This is a genomic window from Actinophytocola sp., from assembly GCF_049647105.1.
Classification (GTDB): domain Bacteria; phylum Actinomycetota; class Actinomycetes; order Mycobacteriales; family Pseudonocardiaceae; genus Actinophytocola.
The window spans coordinates 20,276-36,237 of sequence record NZ_JBARWZ010000309.1; the positions used below are offsets into that span (position 1 = coordinate 20,276).

Annotated in this window: 17 protein-coding genes; 10 read left to right on the plus strand and 7 right to left on the minus strand. The window is 67.6% G+C overall.

Features of this window, described 5'->3' with window-relative positions; genetic code table 11:
- Positions 1-181: 181 nt before the first annotated feature.
- Positions 182-820: a cholesterol catabolism transcriptional regulator KstR gene (gene kstR, locus WBA97_RS37680; RefSeq protein ID WP_424235816.1), complete on the plus strand. Its 639-nt coding sequence runs from the start codon at positions 182-184 to the stop codon at positions 818-820.
- A 133-nt stretch (positions 821-953) separates the two neighbouring features.
- Positions 954-1,559, plus strand: a complete 606-nt coding sequence (locus tag WBA97_RS37685; protein WP_424235817.1) for a class I SAM-dependent DNA methyltransferase — start codon at positions 954-956, stop codon at positions 1,557-1,559.
- 171 nt (positions 1,560-1,730) lie between these two features.
- Here the strand turns inward: WBA97_RS37685 and shbA are convergent, their stop codons facing one another.
- The gene (shbA, locus tag WBA97_RS37690; RefSeq protein WP_424235919.1) at positions 1,731-2,330 is read right to left on the minus strand and encodes an RNA polymerase sigma factor ShbA; all 600 of its coding nucleotides are present in this window, start codon (positions 2,328-2,330) and stop codon (positions 1,731-1,733) included.
- A gap of 314 nt (positions 2,331-2,644) precedes the next feature.
- On the opposite strand from shbA, the gene WBA97_RS37695 reads away from it, so the two are divergent.
- Positions 2,645-3,328, plus strand: a complete 684-nt coding sequence (locus WBA97_RS37695; protein ID WP_424235818.1) for an ANTAR domain-containing protein — start codon at positions 2,645-2,647, stop codon at positions 3,326-3,328.
- On the opposite strand, the gene WBA97_RS37700 is transcribed toward WBA97_RS37695, so the two are convergent.
- The 4 genes from WBA97_RS37700 to WBA97_RS37715 are packed head-to-tail and all read right to left on the minus strand — an operon-like array spanning position 3,325 to position 6,006.
- Positions 3,325-3,987 carry a GntR family transcriptional regulator gene (locus tag WBA97_RS37700; protein WP_424235819.1) on the minus strand — a complete coding sequence of 221 codons (663 nt, stop codon included), beginning with the start codon at positions 3,985-3,987 and terminating at the stop codon, positions 3,325-3,327. The two genes, WBA97_RS37695 and WBA97_RS37700, sit on opposite strands and share 4 nt — an antisense overlap.
- Before the next feature lie 3 nt (positions 3,988-3,990).
- The gene (locus WBA97_RS37705) at positions 3,991-4,716 is read right to left on the minus strand and encodes a maleate cis-trans isomerase family protein (protein WP_424235820.1); all 726 of its coding nucleotides are present in this window, start codon (positions 4,714-4,716) and stop codon (positions 3,991-3,993) included.
- Between the two features lie 15 nt (positions 4,717-4,731).
- Entirely contained in the window at positions 4,732-5,499 is a 768-nt protein-coding gene (locus WBA97_RS37710) for a maleate cis-trans isomerase family protein (RefSeq protein WP_424235821.1), read from the minus strand.
- A gap of 12 nt (positions 5,500-5,511) precedes the next feature.
- On the minus strand, positions 5,512-6,006 hold the full coding sequence (locus WBA97_RS37715) for a DUF3830 family protein (RefSeq protein WP_424235822.1): 495 nt from the start codon (positions 6,004-6,006) through the stop codon (positions 5,512-5,514).
- Between the two features lie 113 nt (positions 6,007-6,119).
- On the opposite strand from WBA97_RS37715, the gene WBA97_RS37720 reads away from it, so the two are divergent.
- The 4 genes from WBA97_RS37720 to WBA97_RS37735 all read left to right on the plus strand — a co-directional run bounded on the left by WBA97_RS37720 (position 6,120) and on the right by WBA97_RS37735 (position 11,101).
- Positions 6,120-7,115: a D-2-hydroxyacid dehydrogenase gene (locus tag WBA97_RS37720; RefSeq protein ID WP_424235823.1), complete on the plus strand. Its 996-nt coding sequence runs from the start codon at positions 6,120-6,122 to the stop codon at positions 7,113-7,115.
- Positions 7,112-8,509, plus strand: a complete 1,398-nt coding sequence (locus WBA97_RS37725) for an amidase (RefSeq protein WP_424235824.1) — start codon at positions 7,112-7,114, stop codon at positions 8,507-8,509. The genes WBA97_RS37720 and WBA97_RS37725 overlap by 4 nt, the downstream gene beginning before the upstream one ends.
- Before the next feature lie 127 nt (positions 8,510-8,636).
- A complete protein-coding gene (locus tag WBA97_RS37730; RefSeq protein WP_424235920.1) occupies positions 8,637-9,914 on the plus strand; it encodes an acyl-CoA dehydrogenase family protein in 1,278 nt (425 codons plus the stop codon).
- Positions 9,911-11,101, plus strand: a complete 1,191-nt coding sequence (locus tag WBA97_RS37735) for an acyl-CoA dehydrogenase family protein (RefSeq protein ID WP_424235825.1) — start codon at positions 9,911-9,913, stop codon at positions 11,099-11,101. Before WBA97_RS37730 ends, WBA97_RS37735 begins: the two co-directional genes overlap by 4 nt.
- Positions 11,102-11,114: 13 nt before the next feature.
- Here WBA97_RS37735 and WBA97_RS37740 read toward each other — a convergent pair whose 3' ends face one another.
- Positions 11,115-13,121 (minus strand): carbamoyltransferase family protein, encoded by a 2,007-nt coding sequence (locus tag WBA97_RS37740; RefSeq protein ID WP_424235826.1) that lies wholly within the window; start codon positions 13,119-13,121, stop codon positions 11,115-11,117.
- Between the two features lie 388 nt (positions 13,122-13,509).
- Between WBA97_RS37740 and WBA97_RS37745 the strand changes: the two genes are divergently transcribed.
- Positions 13,510-14,001 (plus strand): hypothetical protein, encoded by a 492-nt coding sequence (locus tag WBA97_RS37745; RefSeq protein WP_424235827.1) that lies wholly within the window; start codon positions 13,510-13,512, stop codon positions 13,999-14,001.
- 67 nt (positions 14,002-14,068) lie between these two features.
- Here the strand turns inward: WBA97_RS37745 and WBA97_RS37750 are convergent, their stop codons facing one another.
- The gene (locus tag WBA97_RS37750) at positions 14,069-14,356 is read right to left on the minus strand and encodes an AMED_5909 family protein (protein ID WP_424235828.1); all 288 of its coding nucleotides are present in this window, start codon (positions 14,354-14,356) and stop codon (positions 14,069-14,071) included.
- A 575-nt stretch (positions 14,357-14,931) separates the two neighbouring features.
- Between WBA97_RS37750 and WBA97_RS37755 the strand changes: the two genes are divergently transcribed.
- Positions 14,932-15,462, plus strand: coding sequence for a hypothetical protein (locus WBA97_RS37755; RefSeq protein ID WP_424235829.1), 531 nt, complete (start codon positions 14,932-14,934; stop codon positions 15,460-15,462).
- 12 nt (positions 15,463-15,474) lie between these two features.
- On the plus strand, positions 15,475-15,954 hold the full coding sequence (locus tag WBA97_RS37760; protein WP_424235830.1) for an NUDIX domain-containing protein: 480 nt from the start codon (positions 15,475-15,477) through the stop codon (positions 15,952-15,954).
- The last annotated feature ends 8 nt before the right edge of the window (positions 15,955-15,962 follow it).

Consider the following 15,962-nt stretch of genomic DNA (forward strand, 5'->3'; position numbering starts at 1 on the left):
GCTTGAGGTCCTCGGTCACCGACACGCGCCCAAGTATAGAACATGTTCTAGTTTTCCGGCTGTGGACGGACGTAACATGTCCGGTAACCGGGTTCTGTAGGCTGAAGTGCGCAGGCAGGAACGCGTTTCGACTGTGTCGGACGTTCGCTCCGCAAGCTCCGCGAAAACAGGGGAACATTCGATGGCAAGACCGCGCACTTCCGGCGCGAACGCGCTGAACGTGCTCACCGACGACGAGCTCGGGTCGACAGCCCAGCGTGACCGTCGCAAGAGGATTCTGGACGCGACTATCGCGCTGGCTTCGAAGGGGGGCTTCGAGGCGGTGCAGATGCGTGCCGTCGCGGAGAAGGCCGACGTCGCGCTCGGCACGCTCTACCGGTACTTCCCGTCGAAGATCCACCTGCTGGTGTCCGGTCTCGCGCGGGAGCTGGAGCGTGGTCAGGAACGCGGCAGCGCGGCGATCCCCGGCGACACCGCCTATGACCGGCTGCTGTTCGTGCTGGGCCGCATCACCCGCGCCATGCAGCGCGACCCGAACCTGACCGAGGCGATGACCAGGGCGTTCATGTTCGCCGACGCCTCGGCGGCCGCCGAGGTCGACACGGTCGCGAAGCTGATCGAGCGCACCTTCACCCGCGCGCTGCACGCCGACGACCCGACGGGCGAGCCCACCGACGAGGACCGTGCGATCGCTCGCGTCATCGGCGACGTGTGGCTGTCGAACCTGGTCGCGTGGGTGACCCGGCGGTCGTCCGCTTCGGACGTCGGCGAGCGGCTGGAGCTGACCGTCCGGTTGCTGTTGACACACAAGGCTGAGTGAGAGGGCGCGCGAATGGGGCATGGCGGCGCCCGCCGCGCCTCGATCACGACGGCCATCCACCGACCCTAATTTCGCGCGCCCTCTCCCCGGTCGGCGGTTGGACTGGCCCACCTCGGCACGGCATATTGGTCCAATGGTCAATCCCCCGCCGTTCGACCGGATCGGGAAGCGTTACGACGAGTCGTTCACCGAGCGAGATGCGCAAGTTGCGGAAGGCAATTGGCTGATCGAACAGCTGACGCCGCCCGCACGCGTGCTCGACCTCGGCTGTGGCAGTGGACTGCCGACGTGCAAGCAGCTGGTCGACGCCGGCATCGAGGTCGTCGGCGTCGACGAGTCGGCGGGCATGCTCGCGCTGGCCGAGGAACAGGCGCCCGGCGGTCAGTACCTGCACCGGGACCTGCGCGACATCGCGGATCTCGGCGAGTTCGACGCCGCCGTCGCGTTCTTCTCGCTGATCATGCTGCCGAAGGACGACGTCCCGCCGCTGCTCAGCCAGCTGCGCAGCCAGCTGCGTGGGCCGAAGTTGCTGCAGATCGCGATGGTGCTCGGAGACTTCGACCAGTTCCCGATCGTCTTCATGGGGGAACCGATCTCGGTGACGGCCTACCCGCCCGACGATTTGGCTCACATCGTCGAGCGGGCCGGCTTCGAGTGCCTCGACCTGAGTGAGGTCAAGGCAGAGGCCGAGCGGAACCGCCTTGAGGTGCAGCTTTACCTGCGGGCGAAGGGCAACTAGCGCCCAGAACCGGAAACTCGGTGCGTAAGTGGCTGGGCCGCCGAATTACGCGCCGGGGTTCCGGTTCGGACACAGGGCCGGTCCGATGGAGCTTTTAGGCGGGGTCTGGGCCTGACAACAGTGACCCGGGGTCCGAGGACGTGCTGGGTCGATACCGGGATGCGGACTGGCCTAGACCCATTCGGCGGGCTTGAGCGCGCCGCGGAGCTTGGCGAGTGCGCGGTGCTGGGTCACGCGGACCGCGGTCGGGGTCAGGCCCACCGCGGTCGCGGTCTCCTGCGCCGAGAGACCCACGACCAGGCGAAGCACCAGGATCTCCCGCTGGCGGGGTGGCAGCGTCGCGAGCAGCCCGTCGAGGCGGTCGCGCAGGTCGGCAGCCATGATCAGCTGCTCCGGGCTCGCGCCCCCGTCCACACCGTCCGGCACGTCGGCCGCCGGGTCCGACCGGTCCCGGCCCGCTCGCCGGTAGTGGTCGGCCACCTTGTGGGCGGCGATGCCGTAGACGAAGGGGAGGAACGACTCGGGTTCGTCGCCGTAGCGAGCGAGCGCCCCCAGGACGGCCATACAGATCTCCTGGGCCACGTCGTCCGCGGACGAGTAGGCCGATCCGCTCCGTCCGATCCGTGACCGACAGTAGCGAACTATCGCTGGCCTGATCCAGGTGAAAAGAGTCGCGACGGCATCTTGCTCCCCCGCCATCGACGACGTCACCAGCTCATGGAACGCGGCGCTCTTGAGACGGGCGAAAATCTCAGTTGCATCCGATGACATTACCTGCGCACTCACGAGGCCTCCACGCACTTCTGCTCCCGCACGTGAGTGATACTCGTAAACTTCAATGGTCAACCAACAGAGGCGAATGGCCCTGTTCGGGGCACGGGTGTACGCAGGCACTCTTACTGTGCGTGTTCGCCATTCGGACCGTGCGACGGCGACTACTCATCGTGACAAAAGCACCCGTTTGATCTTGAAATGCCGTCGGCCAGGATTCCGCGGCGGGTCGGCGCCGGACCCGGTTCCCTCGAATGCCGACAGGGTGTCGCAGATCGGACCCGCGAATGATCACGCGGCCGTAGGCTTGTTCGGTGATCAGCACGCCAGCCGAAGAACTGGCTGAAACCCTCGTCGAGCTCGCGGACACGATGTCGGGGGAGTACGACCTCGACGGCTTCCTGCGGCTGCTGGTCGACAGATGCGTGCGGCTGCTCGAAGTGCCCGCCGCCGGGGTGCTCGTCGTCGATCACGGTGTGGTCGTGTCGCACGAGCAGTTGGCGCCGGTGCTGCGGCACGACGTGAGTCCGCTGCTGGACTGTTCCCGGGACGGCGCGCCGGTCGTGGTGCCCGACCTCGCGGCGGGGTCCAGCTGGCCCGCGTTCGCCGACGGCGCCATCGGCGCGGGTTTCGCCGCGGTCCACGTGCTGCCGTTGTGCAGGCGGACCGAGACGATCGGCGCGCTGGCGCTGTTCCGGGACGCCGAGGGGGAGGCGAACGGGCGCCTCGCCAAGGCCCTCGCCGACCTCGCCGCGGTGGCCATCCTGCAGGCCAGGGCGCTACGACGGTCGGAAGAGCTGGCCGCCCAGCTTCAGTACGCACTGGACCGCCGGGTGATCATCGAGCAGGCCAAGGGAGTGCTCGCCGAGCGGCACGGGCTGACCACGAGGGCCGCCTTCATCGCGCTGCGCACCTACGCACGCAGCAACAACACCAAGGTCAGCGCGCTCGCGCGAGCCATACTCGACGGCGATTTCGACACCGGCCTACTTGGTTAAGCCCGGGGGACCAGCCGGTCTATTGACTCGAGCATGTGTGCCTCGATCAGGCTGATCAGTTGCTGCTCGTCGCCGTCCGAGATCGCGTCCACCAGTGCGCGGTGCTCGGCCACCAGCTCATCCGGCTCCGGGTAGTGCTCCTGCAGCGCGGCGAGGCACATCCGCGTCTCCACCAGCAGCGTCTGCGCCATCCGCTCCAGCCGGGTGTTGCCGGAGCAGCTGACCAGCGTCTGGTGGAACGCCTGGTCCGCGTCGCTCATCGCGTTGCGGTCGCGGCCCGCCGCGGCGGTGACGAGGTTGTCAAGCGCCACCGCCAGCCGCACCACGGCCTCGCCGCGGTTGCCCGACATGATCAGCTGGCACGACGTGCGCTCGATGGCCAGTCGGGCCAGGTAGATGTCCCGAACGTCCGACGCGGACAGGTCGATCACGAACAGGCCCCGGTGCCGTTCGCCACGCAGCAATCCCTCCTGGACGAGTCGTTGCATCGCCTCTCGCAGTGGACCACGGCTCACCTCGAACCGCGCGGCGAGCTCCGCCTCGCCCAGCTGCGTGCCCGGCGCGAAGATCCCGTACATGATCGCCGAGCGCAGCTGCGCCGCGATCAGTTCCGCCGTCGACTGTCTGGCCACCGGCTCGAGCTCGCCCAACTCACTCACGATTCACCCCTTGGCAAAGAGTGCCCCCAGCCCGGCTCTCGGCTCCGTGACGCCGACGAGCCGCAGCCCTTCCCACACACTGACCTGGTTCGCGGTCAGCACCGGCTTGCCGAGCCGTTCCTCCAGCTCGGTCAGCCACTCGACGGTGTGCAGCGCCGTGTCCGGCACGAGCACCGCCTCGGCGTCGGCGTGGTCGTTCGACGCCACGAACGCCAGGACCTCGTCGCGGCCCAGTGTGCCCACCTCGGCCGCGGTCACGATGCCGCGACACGACAGCGACACCACCTCGATGTCCGCGGCACCGAGGAACGCCACGAACCGGTCCGCCACGTCCTGAGGGTAGGTCGCCGCCACCGCGACGCGCTTGAGCCCCAGATGACGCACCGCGTTGACGAACGCGAAAGAGGTGCTCGACGCAGGCGCCGCCGCGGCCGCCCGCACGCCGTCGACCTGCGCCGTCGCGCCGTCCCAGCCGAAGACGAAGCTGCCGGACGTGCACGCCCACACCGCGGCGTCGACGCCGCGCGCCCTCAGCGTCGCCGCGCCCTCGCCGAGGACGTCCTCGCCGCCGATGTCCCGCAGCGCGTCCACGCGGTGCGCGTCCTCCCGCATCAGCGTGTGCACCAGCGGCAGCGCCACGGCGCGGCCGGACGCGGCCAGCAGCCGCTCCATCGCCGGGTACTCGTCCTCCGCGCTGTAGCCGGGGTACAGGAACCCAATGGAGGTCATGAGCAGAACCTATCGTCAGGCCGCGTGCGGCTGGGTGACCTGCGCGAGCCACTGACCGGTCGCCATCATCGGCGAGCCGATCGCGTGGAGTGCCGACCACATGGTCACCTGGTTCGCGGTGAGCACCGGCTTGCCAAGCCAGCGCTCCAGCGGCCCGATGATGTCGTAGGTCGGCACGTTCGTGCAGGAGATGAACAGTGCGTCCGCCTCGGGGACGTCGACCGCGGTGACCGCCTGGACGATCTCCGCGTAACCCACCTTCCAGATGTGGTCGAGCAGCCCGAGACCCACGCTCGACACCACCTCGACCCGATGTTCGGCAAGGAACGTCAGCAGCCGCTCGGTGACACTGTCGATGTACGGGGTCACCACGGCGATCCGGTTGAGGCCCAGGATCCGCAGCGCCTCGACCAGCCCGCCGGACGTCGTGGTCGCCGACGGCGCGCCCGCGGACATCATGCTGGCGTGCAGCTCGCGCTCACCGCCCGCGCCGCCGACGAAGCTGCCCGACGCGCACGCGTAGGTCACCACGAGGGGCTCCGGCGCGAGCACGTCCTTGGTCGCGCGGCGGACCCGGTCGGGGTCGGACAGCTCGCTCGCCATCTCGACCGTCACCGGCACCGGCACGAACGGCAGTCGCGTCATGTAGAGGGAGATGTCGTCCGGCGCCCAGCGCCACAGCTCGCGGTCCAGTGCGAAGTCGAACGGTGCGACCACGCCGACGCCACGCTGGGAGACGAGCTCGGGGCCGATGATCTCCAGTGCGCCTCTTTCGGGAAACATGACGGCCCCCGCTCAGCCGTCGTGCCGTTGGTACACCAGCCGCTCACCGACGCTGCCCGACCGCCAGACGTCGTTGCATGCCTCCGCCATCACGTCCAGGCCCTCGACGATCGTGGCGTAGACGTTCCCCGGCACCCAGCCGACGTCGCCGTTCAGCAGGAGGTTGTTCCGGCCGTAGAAGATCGCGAGGTCGATGACCCCCGGCAGCTTCTCGAGGCCCTTCTCCTCCTTGAAGGCGCGGTCGAGCATGCCGCCGTGGAAGTCGAAGAACACCACGTCGCCCGGGATCGGCGTGATGGTGGGGTTCTCGAGGCCGATCGGCTGGTCGATGAACCGTTCCACCATTGTGTAGATCTCGTTGCGGGCGTATTTCGCGTGGTGCACGGGACCGGCGTGCGGCAACGTCTCCCAGACCGCGTCGCACGTTCTCGGCGCGTCCTTGTCCAGGAGTTGGGCCACGCACGACACGCCACGGCGTTCGAGCGTGATCGTCATGAATCGCGACATGGGCACCCCAATGCAGCACCGAGTAGGGAGAGAGTTGTGGTTGTCCTCCGCGGGCTGCGACGGCCGCGCTGATTGTTGACAATCATACGAGCGGTACTTAGCGTGTCAATCCCATGCCAGCTGGTAAATCCGCGACCGTCGTCGTACTCCACGCAAATTCGGGTGACACCGCCCGCCCCGACGGGATGACCGAGGTCGAATCGGTCGCCGATGTCCGGTATGTCACCGAGAACGGGCTGGTCGAGGCGTTGCCGGGGGCCGATGTGCTCCTCGTGTGGGACTTCCGTGCGAGCATGCCGGCGGCGGCGTGGCAGGTTGCTGACAAGCTGCGCTGGGTGCACGCCGCCAGCGCGGGGGTCAACCATGTGCTGACCCCCGAGGTCGTGGCAGGCGAAGTACTGGTCACCAACTCCCGGGGCGTGTTCGACGAACCCATGGCCGAGTACGTGCTCGCCATGGCGCTCGCGCTCGCCAAAGACCTGCCGACTACGTTGAGTCAGCAGCGCGAGCGCCGCTGGCACCACCGCGAGACCGAGCGCGTGGGCGGCAAGCGGGCGCTCGTCGCGGGCACCGGCCCCATCGGCCGGGCCATCGGCCGCAAGCTCGCCGCCGCGGGCATGACGGTCACCGGACTCGGCCGCACCCACCGAGTGGATGACCCTGACCTTGGCGAAGTGCTACCCATGTCGTCGCTGCCCGAGGTCCTCCCCGACATGGACTGGGTGGTGCTCGCCGCCCCGCTGACCGACGAGACCCGCGACATGATCGATGCCAAGGCGCTCGCCGCGATGAAGCCGACCGCGCGGCTGATCAACGTGGGCCGCGGCCCGCTCGTCGTGCAGGACGACCTGGTGGCGGCGCTGGGCGCGGGCGGGCTCGCCGGTGCCGCGCTCGACGTGTTCGTCGACGAGCCGCTGCCGTCCTCCTCACCGCTGTGGGACATGCCGAACGTGATCGTTTCGCCACACATGTCGGGCGACGTGGTGGGATGGCGGTCGGAACTGATAGCACTGTTCCACGACAACCTCACGAGGTATCTGGACGGCGAACCGCTGCGCAACGTGGTCGACAAGGCGCGGGGATACGTCCGTGGGAAGGGAACTTCATGACCGCTGGGATGACCGCGACCGAGCTGCTTGCCGAGTACCGCGCCGGCCGCCTGTCCCCGGTGGAGGCCACCACCGACGCCCTTGCCCGCATCGAGGAGCGCGACGGCGAGGTCAACGCGTTCTGCCTGGTGGACAAGGAGAAGGCGCTCGCGGAGGCGGCCGAGTCGCAGGCCCGGTGGCAGGCCGGTGAGCCGCGTGGCCTGCTCGACGGCGTGCCCGTCTCGGTCAAGGACATCATGCTCACCAAGGGCTGGCCGACGCTGCGCGGTTCGCACTCGGTCGAGAAGGACCAGCTCTGGGACGTCGACGCGCCCGCCGTCGCGCGGCTGCGCGAGCACCGCGCGGTGATCATCGGCAAGACCACCACGCCCGAGCTGGGCTGGAAGGGCGTCACCGACAGCCCGCTCACCGGCGTCACCCGCAACCCGTGGGACACCACGAAGACCGCGGGCGGCTCGAGTGGCGGCGCGTCCGCGGCGGTCGCGTCCGGCATGGGCACGATCTCGCTCGGCACCGACGGTGGCGGCTCGATCCGGATCCCCGCGTCGTTCAGCGGCGTGTTCGGCATCAAGCCGACCTACGGGACCGTGCCGATCTTCCCGGCGAGCCCGTACGGCACGCTCGCGCACGTCGGGCCGCTGTCGTGGAGCGTGGCCGACGCCGCGCTCGCGCTCGACGTGATCACCGGCCCGGACAGCCGGGACTGGTCGGCGGGCCCGCGCCAGGAGCGGTCGTTCGCCGCGGCCGCCGAGTCCGGTGCCGAGTCCGGCATCGCGGGCATGCGGATCGCGTTCAGCCCGAAGCTCGGCTACGTGCGGGTGGACAACGAGGTCGCGGCCGTGGTCGCGGCCGCGGTGGCGGTGTTCGCCGAGCTCGGCGCGGTCGTGTCGATGAGCGACCCCGGCTTCGCCGACCCGGTCGAGGCGTTCCATGTGCTGTGGTTCTCCGGTGCCGCCGCGTCGACCGCCGCGCTGACCGAAGCCCAGCGCGAGCGGCTGGACCCCGGCCTGCGCGAGGTGTGCGAGCAGGGCGCCGGGTACTCGGCCGTGGACTACCTGGACGCGACCGCCACCCGCGCGGCCGTCGGCAGGACCATGGGTGAGTTCCACGAGCACTACGACCTGTTGATCACGCCGACGATGCCGATCCCCGCGTTCGAGGCCGGTGTCGACGTGCCGCCGGGGTCGGCCGCGACGCGGTGGACCGGGTGGACGCCGTTCACCTACCCCTTCAACATGACGCAGCAGCCCGCGGCGACCGTGCCCTGCGGGTTCACCTCGGCCGGGCTGCCGGTGGGTTTGCAGGTGGTGGGGCCCCGGTACGCGGACGCGAGGGTGCTGGCCGCGTGTGCGGCCTTCGAGCAGGCCCGGCCGTGGCGCAACCGGCTGCCGTGACCGGCTTCACCTGTGGGAGGCGGTGGCCTACTCTAGGGTAGGTACCGTTATTTACTCCCGAGTAGGTTGGGGTGGTTCGGTGTCGACCAGCGAGGGTCTTGGCGCCAAGCCGCACAGGCGTAGTGCCCTGGGCGCCGTGATGTCCGTGCTCAACCGCGTGGCCGGCGCGCCGGTCGTCGAGCGGCTGGGGCTGAAGAAGACGGTGGACCGGACGCTGTACGAGGCGACGAAGACCGGCTTCCGCACCGCGGGTGCCGCGACCCGCGGCTTCACGGCCGCGGCCAAGCTGGGTGCGCCCGCCCGGCCGCCCGTCGTGCCGGGCAGCGGCGTATTCGACCTGACGCCCACCGACGACCAGCGGATGATCGTCGAGACGGTCCGGGAGTTCGCGGCCGAGCGCCTGCGCCCCGCCGCGGCGTCGGCCGACGACAAGTGCGCCCCGCCGGAGGAGTTGCTGTCGACGGCCGCCGAGCTTGGCGTCACGCTGCTCGGGGTGCCCGAGGAACTGGGCGGGGTCGCCACCGAACGCTCCACGGTGACGAACGTGCTGGTGGCGGAGGCCCTCGCGACCGGCGACCTTGGACTCGCGCTGGCGTGCCTCGCGCCCGCCGCGGTGTCGAACACGCTGGTGCTGTGGGGGAACGAGGAGCAGCAGGCGACGTACCTGCCTGCCTTCACTGGCGAGGACGTGCCCGCCGCCGCGCTGGCGATCCAGGAACCGGCCGCGCTGTTCGACCCGTTCTCGTTGCGTACCAAGGCACACCGGACGGCGGGCGGCTTCCGGCTGAACGGCGTGAAGTCACTGGTGCCCCGCGCGGTGGCGGCAGAGCTGTTCGTGGTCGCGGCCGATGTGGACGGTCGTGGGCCCGCGTTGTTCATCGTGGAGTCGTCGTCGGTGACGGTCGAGTCCGAGCCCGCGATGGGGTTGCGTGCCGCGGGCACCGGCCGGGTGGTGCTGGACCAGGTGACCGTGCCGGAGTCGGCGTTGCTCGACGCGGACTACGCGGAGTGCGTGCGGCTCGCGCGGCTGGGCTGGTGCGCGCTGGCGGTCGGGACCGGCCAGGCCGTGCTGGACTACGTGATCCCCTACGTGAACGACCGCGAGGCGTTCGGCGAGCCGGTGTCGCACCGGCAGGGCGTGGCGTTCAAGGTGGCCGACATCGGCACCGAGTTGGACGGGATGCGCCTGCTGACGTACCGGGCCGCGGCCCGCGCCGCCGCCGGGTTGCCGTTCGCCCGCGAGGTCGCGCTGGCCAGGAAGCTGTGCACTGACAAGGGAATGGCGATCGGCAGCGACGGTGTGCAGCTGCTCGGCGGGCACGGGTTCGTGAAGGAGCACCCGGTGGAGCGGTGGTACCGCGACCTTCGGGCCGTCGGCGTGATGGAAGGCGCGGTGCTGGTGTGATCAACCTCGAGGTCCCCCGCAAGCTGACCACACTGGTCGACCAGGCCCGCCAGGCGGCGATGGCGTTCCTGCGCCCCAACTCACGCAAGTACGACCAGGCGGAACATACCTACCCCAAGGAACTCGACACCTTGGCGTCCCTTTTGGACGGTCTCAGCGCGTCGGGTGGCGGTGCCGGTGCGGGTGGTGTCCGGCGGTCAGGTTCGGGTAAGTCGACCGCGAACCTGTCGCTGGTGCTTGGCACGATGGAGATGTGCTGGGGCGACGCGGGTCTGCTGCTGTCGATGCCGAGGCAGGGCCTCGGCAACGCGGCGATCGCGTCGGTGGCGTCGGAGGAGCAACTCGAGCGCTACAAGGGAAAGTGGGCCGCGATGGCGATCACGGAGCCGGACACGGGCTCCGACTCGGGCGCCATCCGGACCACCGCCGTCCGTGACGGCGACCACTACGTGCTCAACGGCGAGAAGATCTTCGTGACGTCCGGCGAACGCGCGGACTGTGTCGTCGTGTGGGCGACGCTGGACCGCTCGCTCGGCAAGGCCGCGATCAAGTCGTTCGTCGTCGACCGCGACACGCCGGGCTTCGAGCTGGTGCGGCTGGAACACAAGCTGGGCATCCGCGCCTCGGACACGGCGCACTTCCGGCTGGACAACTGCCGTGTGCCCGCGTCGAACCTGCTGGGTACCCCGGAGATCAAGCCGGACCAGGGTTTCGCGGGCGTCATGCAGACGTTCGACAACACTCGTCCGCTGGTAGCGGCCATGGCGGTGGGCATCACGCGAGCCGCCCTGGAGGAAACCCGCCGCCTGCTGACCTCCGCCGGCGTGGAGATCGACTACGACAAGCCCGCCAACAACCAGCACGCGGCGGCCGCGGCCTTCCTGGAGATGGAAGCGGACTACGAGTCGATGTACCTGCTGACACTGCAGGCCGCGTGGATGGCGGACAACCGCAAACCGAACTCGCTGCAGGCCTCGTACGCGAAGGCCAAGGCAGGCCGGTCGGCGACCGCGATCACCCTGCGATGCGTGGAACTGTGCGGCTCGCTGGGCTACACCGAACACGAACTGCTGGAGAAGTGGTCCCGCGACGCCAAGATCATGGACATCTTCGAGGGCACACAACAGATCCAGCAGCTCATCATCGCCCGCCGCCTGCTCGGGAAGACGAGCGCGCAGCTCAAGTGACCGGCACTCCTGCTCAGGAGTCAACCGAAACGGGAACCCTCCTCGCGAGCGCGGTGGGTGAATCCGAGCGCGGCACGGGCTTGCGGACCGAGATCAGCCCTCGCTGCTGCAGGTCGACGGCGCGCCGGACCACCTCGGCAACGGTGCCGAGTTTTGTCGACACCGCGATCTCGCCGATCGAGCGGACGAGGTCGACGTGGCACAGGAAGACGTGATCCTCCGCGCCGATCGCAGTGCGGTGACCGGTCCGGGTCTGACAGAAGAAGCGCGTCGGTCCTGCTGCGCCCTGCTCGTTCTCGACCAGGCTGCCCACCGAGACCGAGTCGTTGAGGCTGGGCACGTAGGACGCCGCGATCTCCACGGACTGTGCGTTGAGAACGATCTTGTTGATGCGCCGCCCATCGAGGTACACGACATCGAGGTTGCAGCCGAGGAAGCAGCGCAGAGCGTCGGCGGGCGTCTCGATGATCGGCTCGCCGCGGATATTGAATGAGGTGTTCAGCACGAGTGGAATACCGGTGCGCTCATGGAAGCGTTCTATCAGTCGCCGGTACATGCCGGGGTGATCCGCGGCGACTGTCTGGATGCGACAGGTGTCGTCGACGTGGGAGACGCTCGCGATGACGTCCATCGCCGAGTTCACCAGCGGCGCCACCGTCATCATGAACGGGTCGATATCCACGGTGTCGAAGTAATCGTTGACATGCTCGCCAAGAACCGAAGCGGCGTAGGGCCGGAACGGCTCGCGGAACTTGACGGTCGCGTTCAGGCGCGCGCGCATGTCCGGCGGGCGGGGGTCGCAGACGATGCTGCGATGTCCCAGCGCACGCGGGCCGAACTCGCTGGCGCCCTCGAACCAGCCGACGAACTTGCCGGAGACCATGTCCTGCACGGCTGCCTCGATCGGATCCGGGACCTCTGTGACCTCCACGAAGCCTGCGCGGTCGTCGATCGCCTCCTGAACGTCCTCAACCGAGTACGTGTGGCCGTGGTAATCGTCGTAGCTGCTCCAGTGCGGTCGCACGCCCGTCAATCGGTGGTGGCCATATAGCGCGGCACCGATGGCAACGCCCGAATCGCCCGCGGCGGGTGTCACGAAGAACCGGGAGAACCGCGTGTTCCGCAAGATCAACCCGTTGGCAACACTGTTCAGGCCCACCCCGCCACTGAGACAGAGTTCGTCGGCGCCGGTTGCCTCATACAGCACGTCGCACAGGTGGACGACCGCGCGCTCGAGCTCCGCCTGTACCTTCGCCGCCACGTCGCGACAGACGGGATCCTCGTGTGCGGGCAGGTTCGATCGGGGCGGCAGCCGGGTGACCCACCCCGTGTCGATACGCATCCCCTCGGGCCGGTATTCGATGATGGGGTCGGCCAGGCGCGAGGGGTCGCCGTACGGTGCCAGCCCCATCGTCTTGCCCGCGTGCTGCCAGTTGCCGAAGATGTACTCCGTGGCAACCGAATACATGTGACCCAGACTCGGAAAACGCTGATACGGATCTCTCGATTCCCACAGTTCCCAGCGCTTCCGAAGCAGGTTGAGCGCATCGCCCCGCTCGTCCACCACGTACATCGACTCCGCCTCTTCCATTTCCGAGTACGGAGGAGGTGGGCCGAGAAGGGGACTTCCTTGGCGTTCGTGCTCGCCGTGACTGTATCCGGACCCGTCGAGGATCAGAATCGCCGGCCGAGCGTAGCCGGAGGCCACCCACGCATAGTAAGCATGCAACATGTGGTGGGACGGGTTGACGATCACTTCGCCCGTGAAGCCCGGCTGCCGGACCATCAAGCCGAAATCATCCTTGATGTACTGATTGATGACCACCGCGTCGACGTCGTCGAGTCCGTTCAGGCCTGCCGAACGCAGACAGTAGGCGACGGCCTCATGCGGGTACCCCTCATGGTATTTCCTGCGCGAGATCCGCTCCTCGGGGAGCGCGACGACAATCTTGCCGTCGATCAGCAGGCATGCCGCCGAGTCATGGGCCCCATTAATGCCGAGTACAACGGTACGAGTCATCTGACCACCCTGTAGCGACGGAAGTATTTCACCGTTGTCGCCATTCCTTCGAGACGCGCCGAATTCCGCGCGCCAAACCGGAAGCACAACTCAATATCCGCCGGTCTTGTCCGGCTCGCCAAGTGTCGTTTCGCTCGAAGGACGACGTCAAGACGGTGTGCCGCTCTACGGAACGGCAGAAACTCCTTGCTCGCGGACCGGACCAGGATGCGCCAAGAGTGGTGTTCCGGTCCGTGGCACAGGCAATGGACACGCGTGGGCGTGACCGACAGTCTGGGCCGATCTGCACACCTGTGGATTCAGAAGAACAGACGAGTGCTGGCGCCAACTACCCAGGGAGCCCTACATGCGTATGCCCAGAGTCCTCACGTACGGCGCGGTCGCGTTGGTGACGATGATCGGCAGTGTGTTGATCGCCGCCGCGCCGGCGCAGGCCACTGTCGGTGACGCGGTCTGCACCGGAACCTCGGCCCAGACGTACAGTCCCGGCCTGACCAACACGGCCCAGACCCTGAATGCGGCCACGTCAACGCACTACGTGCCATGTACGTCACTCGCTGACCCGGCCCTGAACTCCGGCGCCACCATCCGCAGCCTGCCCGGCATCACGCTGAGCTGCACGGCCTTGTTCACGGCGACGACCGCGCCGACGATCACCTGGAACACCGGCCAGACTTCGACGCTGAGCCTCGTTGGGCAAGGCCTCGTCACCGTGCCCCTGGTCAGCCAGTCGGTGACCTACCTCGGCAGCGTCACGGCAGGCCAGTTCGTCGGCGACGCCGTAGCGCTGCTCGTTGTCTACACCGGCAACCCCTTCAACGCCTGCTCGTCAACCGGCGTCACCGCCGTCGCCGGACTGGCCGCCCTCACGATCGCCTGATCACCCACGCAGTCTATGAAGAGCACGTCGGTGCCGCCTCGGCTTCGCCGGGCGACACCGACGCGCATCAACCCTCATCGCCGCCCCACGGTTCTCGTCTGTCCACACAAGACTCTTGATCGGTGTGCGGATCAAGATGCCGCTCGATCTCGCGGGCGCGCCGAAGCTCCGTCGCCGCCCACTGAGTCGCCTCATGGCGATGCCGCTCGTCGGTCCTCGCCGTCCGCGCATAGACCTCAGCGCCGTGACGATGGAAGTCGATCCACAGGCGCGGATCCGCATCGAGACGCGGACGCCGATGCGTCAACACCTCGTGAGCCTCTGCCAATGTGGCAGGAACGCGATCAGACAGCATCGGCCGCACCGCCCCCGTGGCCGTTCCTATGTCCCCTGGCAATCGCCATCTGTGTGTGAACCCCTCTGGTCGTGCGGTCTCCGTTCCAGCCGCTCGATCCACATTCGGCGACTTTGAGTCTCTTCCTGATTCCCATTTAGTCCGGTCTGAGACTTCGGTCCGTCATCTTGTCTCATCTGGTCTCGTCTGCGTGCTAATCTGGGTCTCGTGACCAGCGGAAACGGCGAATTCAATGCCCGGTCGACTCTGCTCAAGGTGCTGCTCAGACAGAAGCACCTACAGGCACACAGCACCTACAGGCACACAGCACCTTCAAGCGGGAATACGACAAGGTGGCGACGAAGGTCGACCGGGAGCTGGTGGGCAGAGGTCCGGCGAAGGCTCAGTTCTACCGTTGGCTGTCTGGCGACCTGACCGGCCTGCCGTACCCGCACCACTGCCGAGTACTGGAGGCGATGTTTCCCGACTGGTCTGTCGAGCAACTCTTCCAGCCGTACACCGGGAGTCTTGAGTTCCTTCCCGAGCCCACGGCTTCCAGGTCAGGTATGGCGGGGAGAGAGGCGGAGGCAGCCCAGATGAGCAACGGAACCGACGAGATCGTCGGCACGTACCCCTACCGGTCACGCTTCCCGTCGGGGAAGTGGTGGGAGCTGTTCTCCAACGCCACCGAGCACATCGACCTACTCGGGTACACGCTCTACTTCCTGCCGCTTGAGCATCCCGGCCTGATCGACCTGCTGCGCAAGAAGTGCGAGAGCGGCTGCGTCGTCCGCGCCGCCATCGCTGACCCCGAGTCGCCGCACGTCGCGTACAGGGACAGCGAGGAGAAGCAGCCGATCACGCTTGTGGTGCGGATCAACTCGACGTTGCAGCACTTCGCGCCGCTCGCTGACTGCGAGAACTTCCAGTTCCGCTACCAGGACATTCCGCTGTACAACTCGGTCTTCCGCTTCGACGACCAAATGCTGGTGACGCCCCACCTGTTCGCCACGCCAGGGTCAGCCGCGCCGCTGATGCACCTGCACCGTCGCGGCGACGAAGGCCTGTTCTCCAGGTTCATGGATCACTTCGAAAGCGTCTGGACCACCACGAAGGCTGACCATTAGGGAGACCCAACCGTGGCCCGCAAGGACTACTACGACGACCCCGGCGCACCTGCCCCGAACTCCATCGTGGCAGCGGCATCAGCCATTGTCACCAACGAAAAAGGCGAGATACTGCTGCATCGCCGAACTGACAACGACCTGTGGGCCCTTCCAGGTGGAGGCATGGAGTTCGGTGAATCAATCGCGGACACCGTGGTTCGAGAAGTCCACGAGGAGACCGGCCTACATGTAACCCCGAAGTATGTTATTGCTGTTTACTCGGATCCTAAGCATGTCTTTGCGTATACGGATGGTGAAGTGCGACAGGAGTTCTCTGTATGCGTCGCCTGTGAAATCATCGGTGGCGACTTGAAGATCAGCAGTGAGTCTCAGGAGCTTTCGTTCGTCGATCCGAGCGACGTCGGAAACTTGAGGATGCATCCGCGAATCCACGCCAGGATCGTCGACTACCTGCAAGACGTTCGCGGCGGTTTGAACCCGACTTCGACATGAAAACGGGC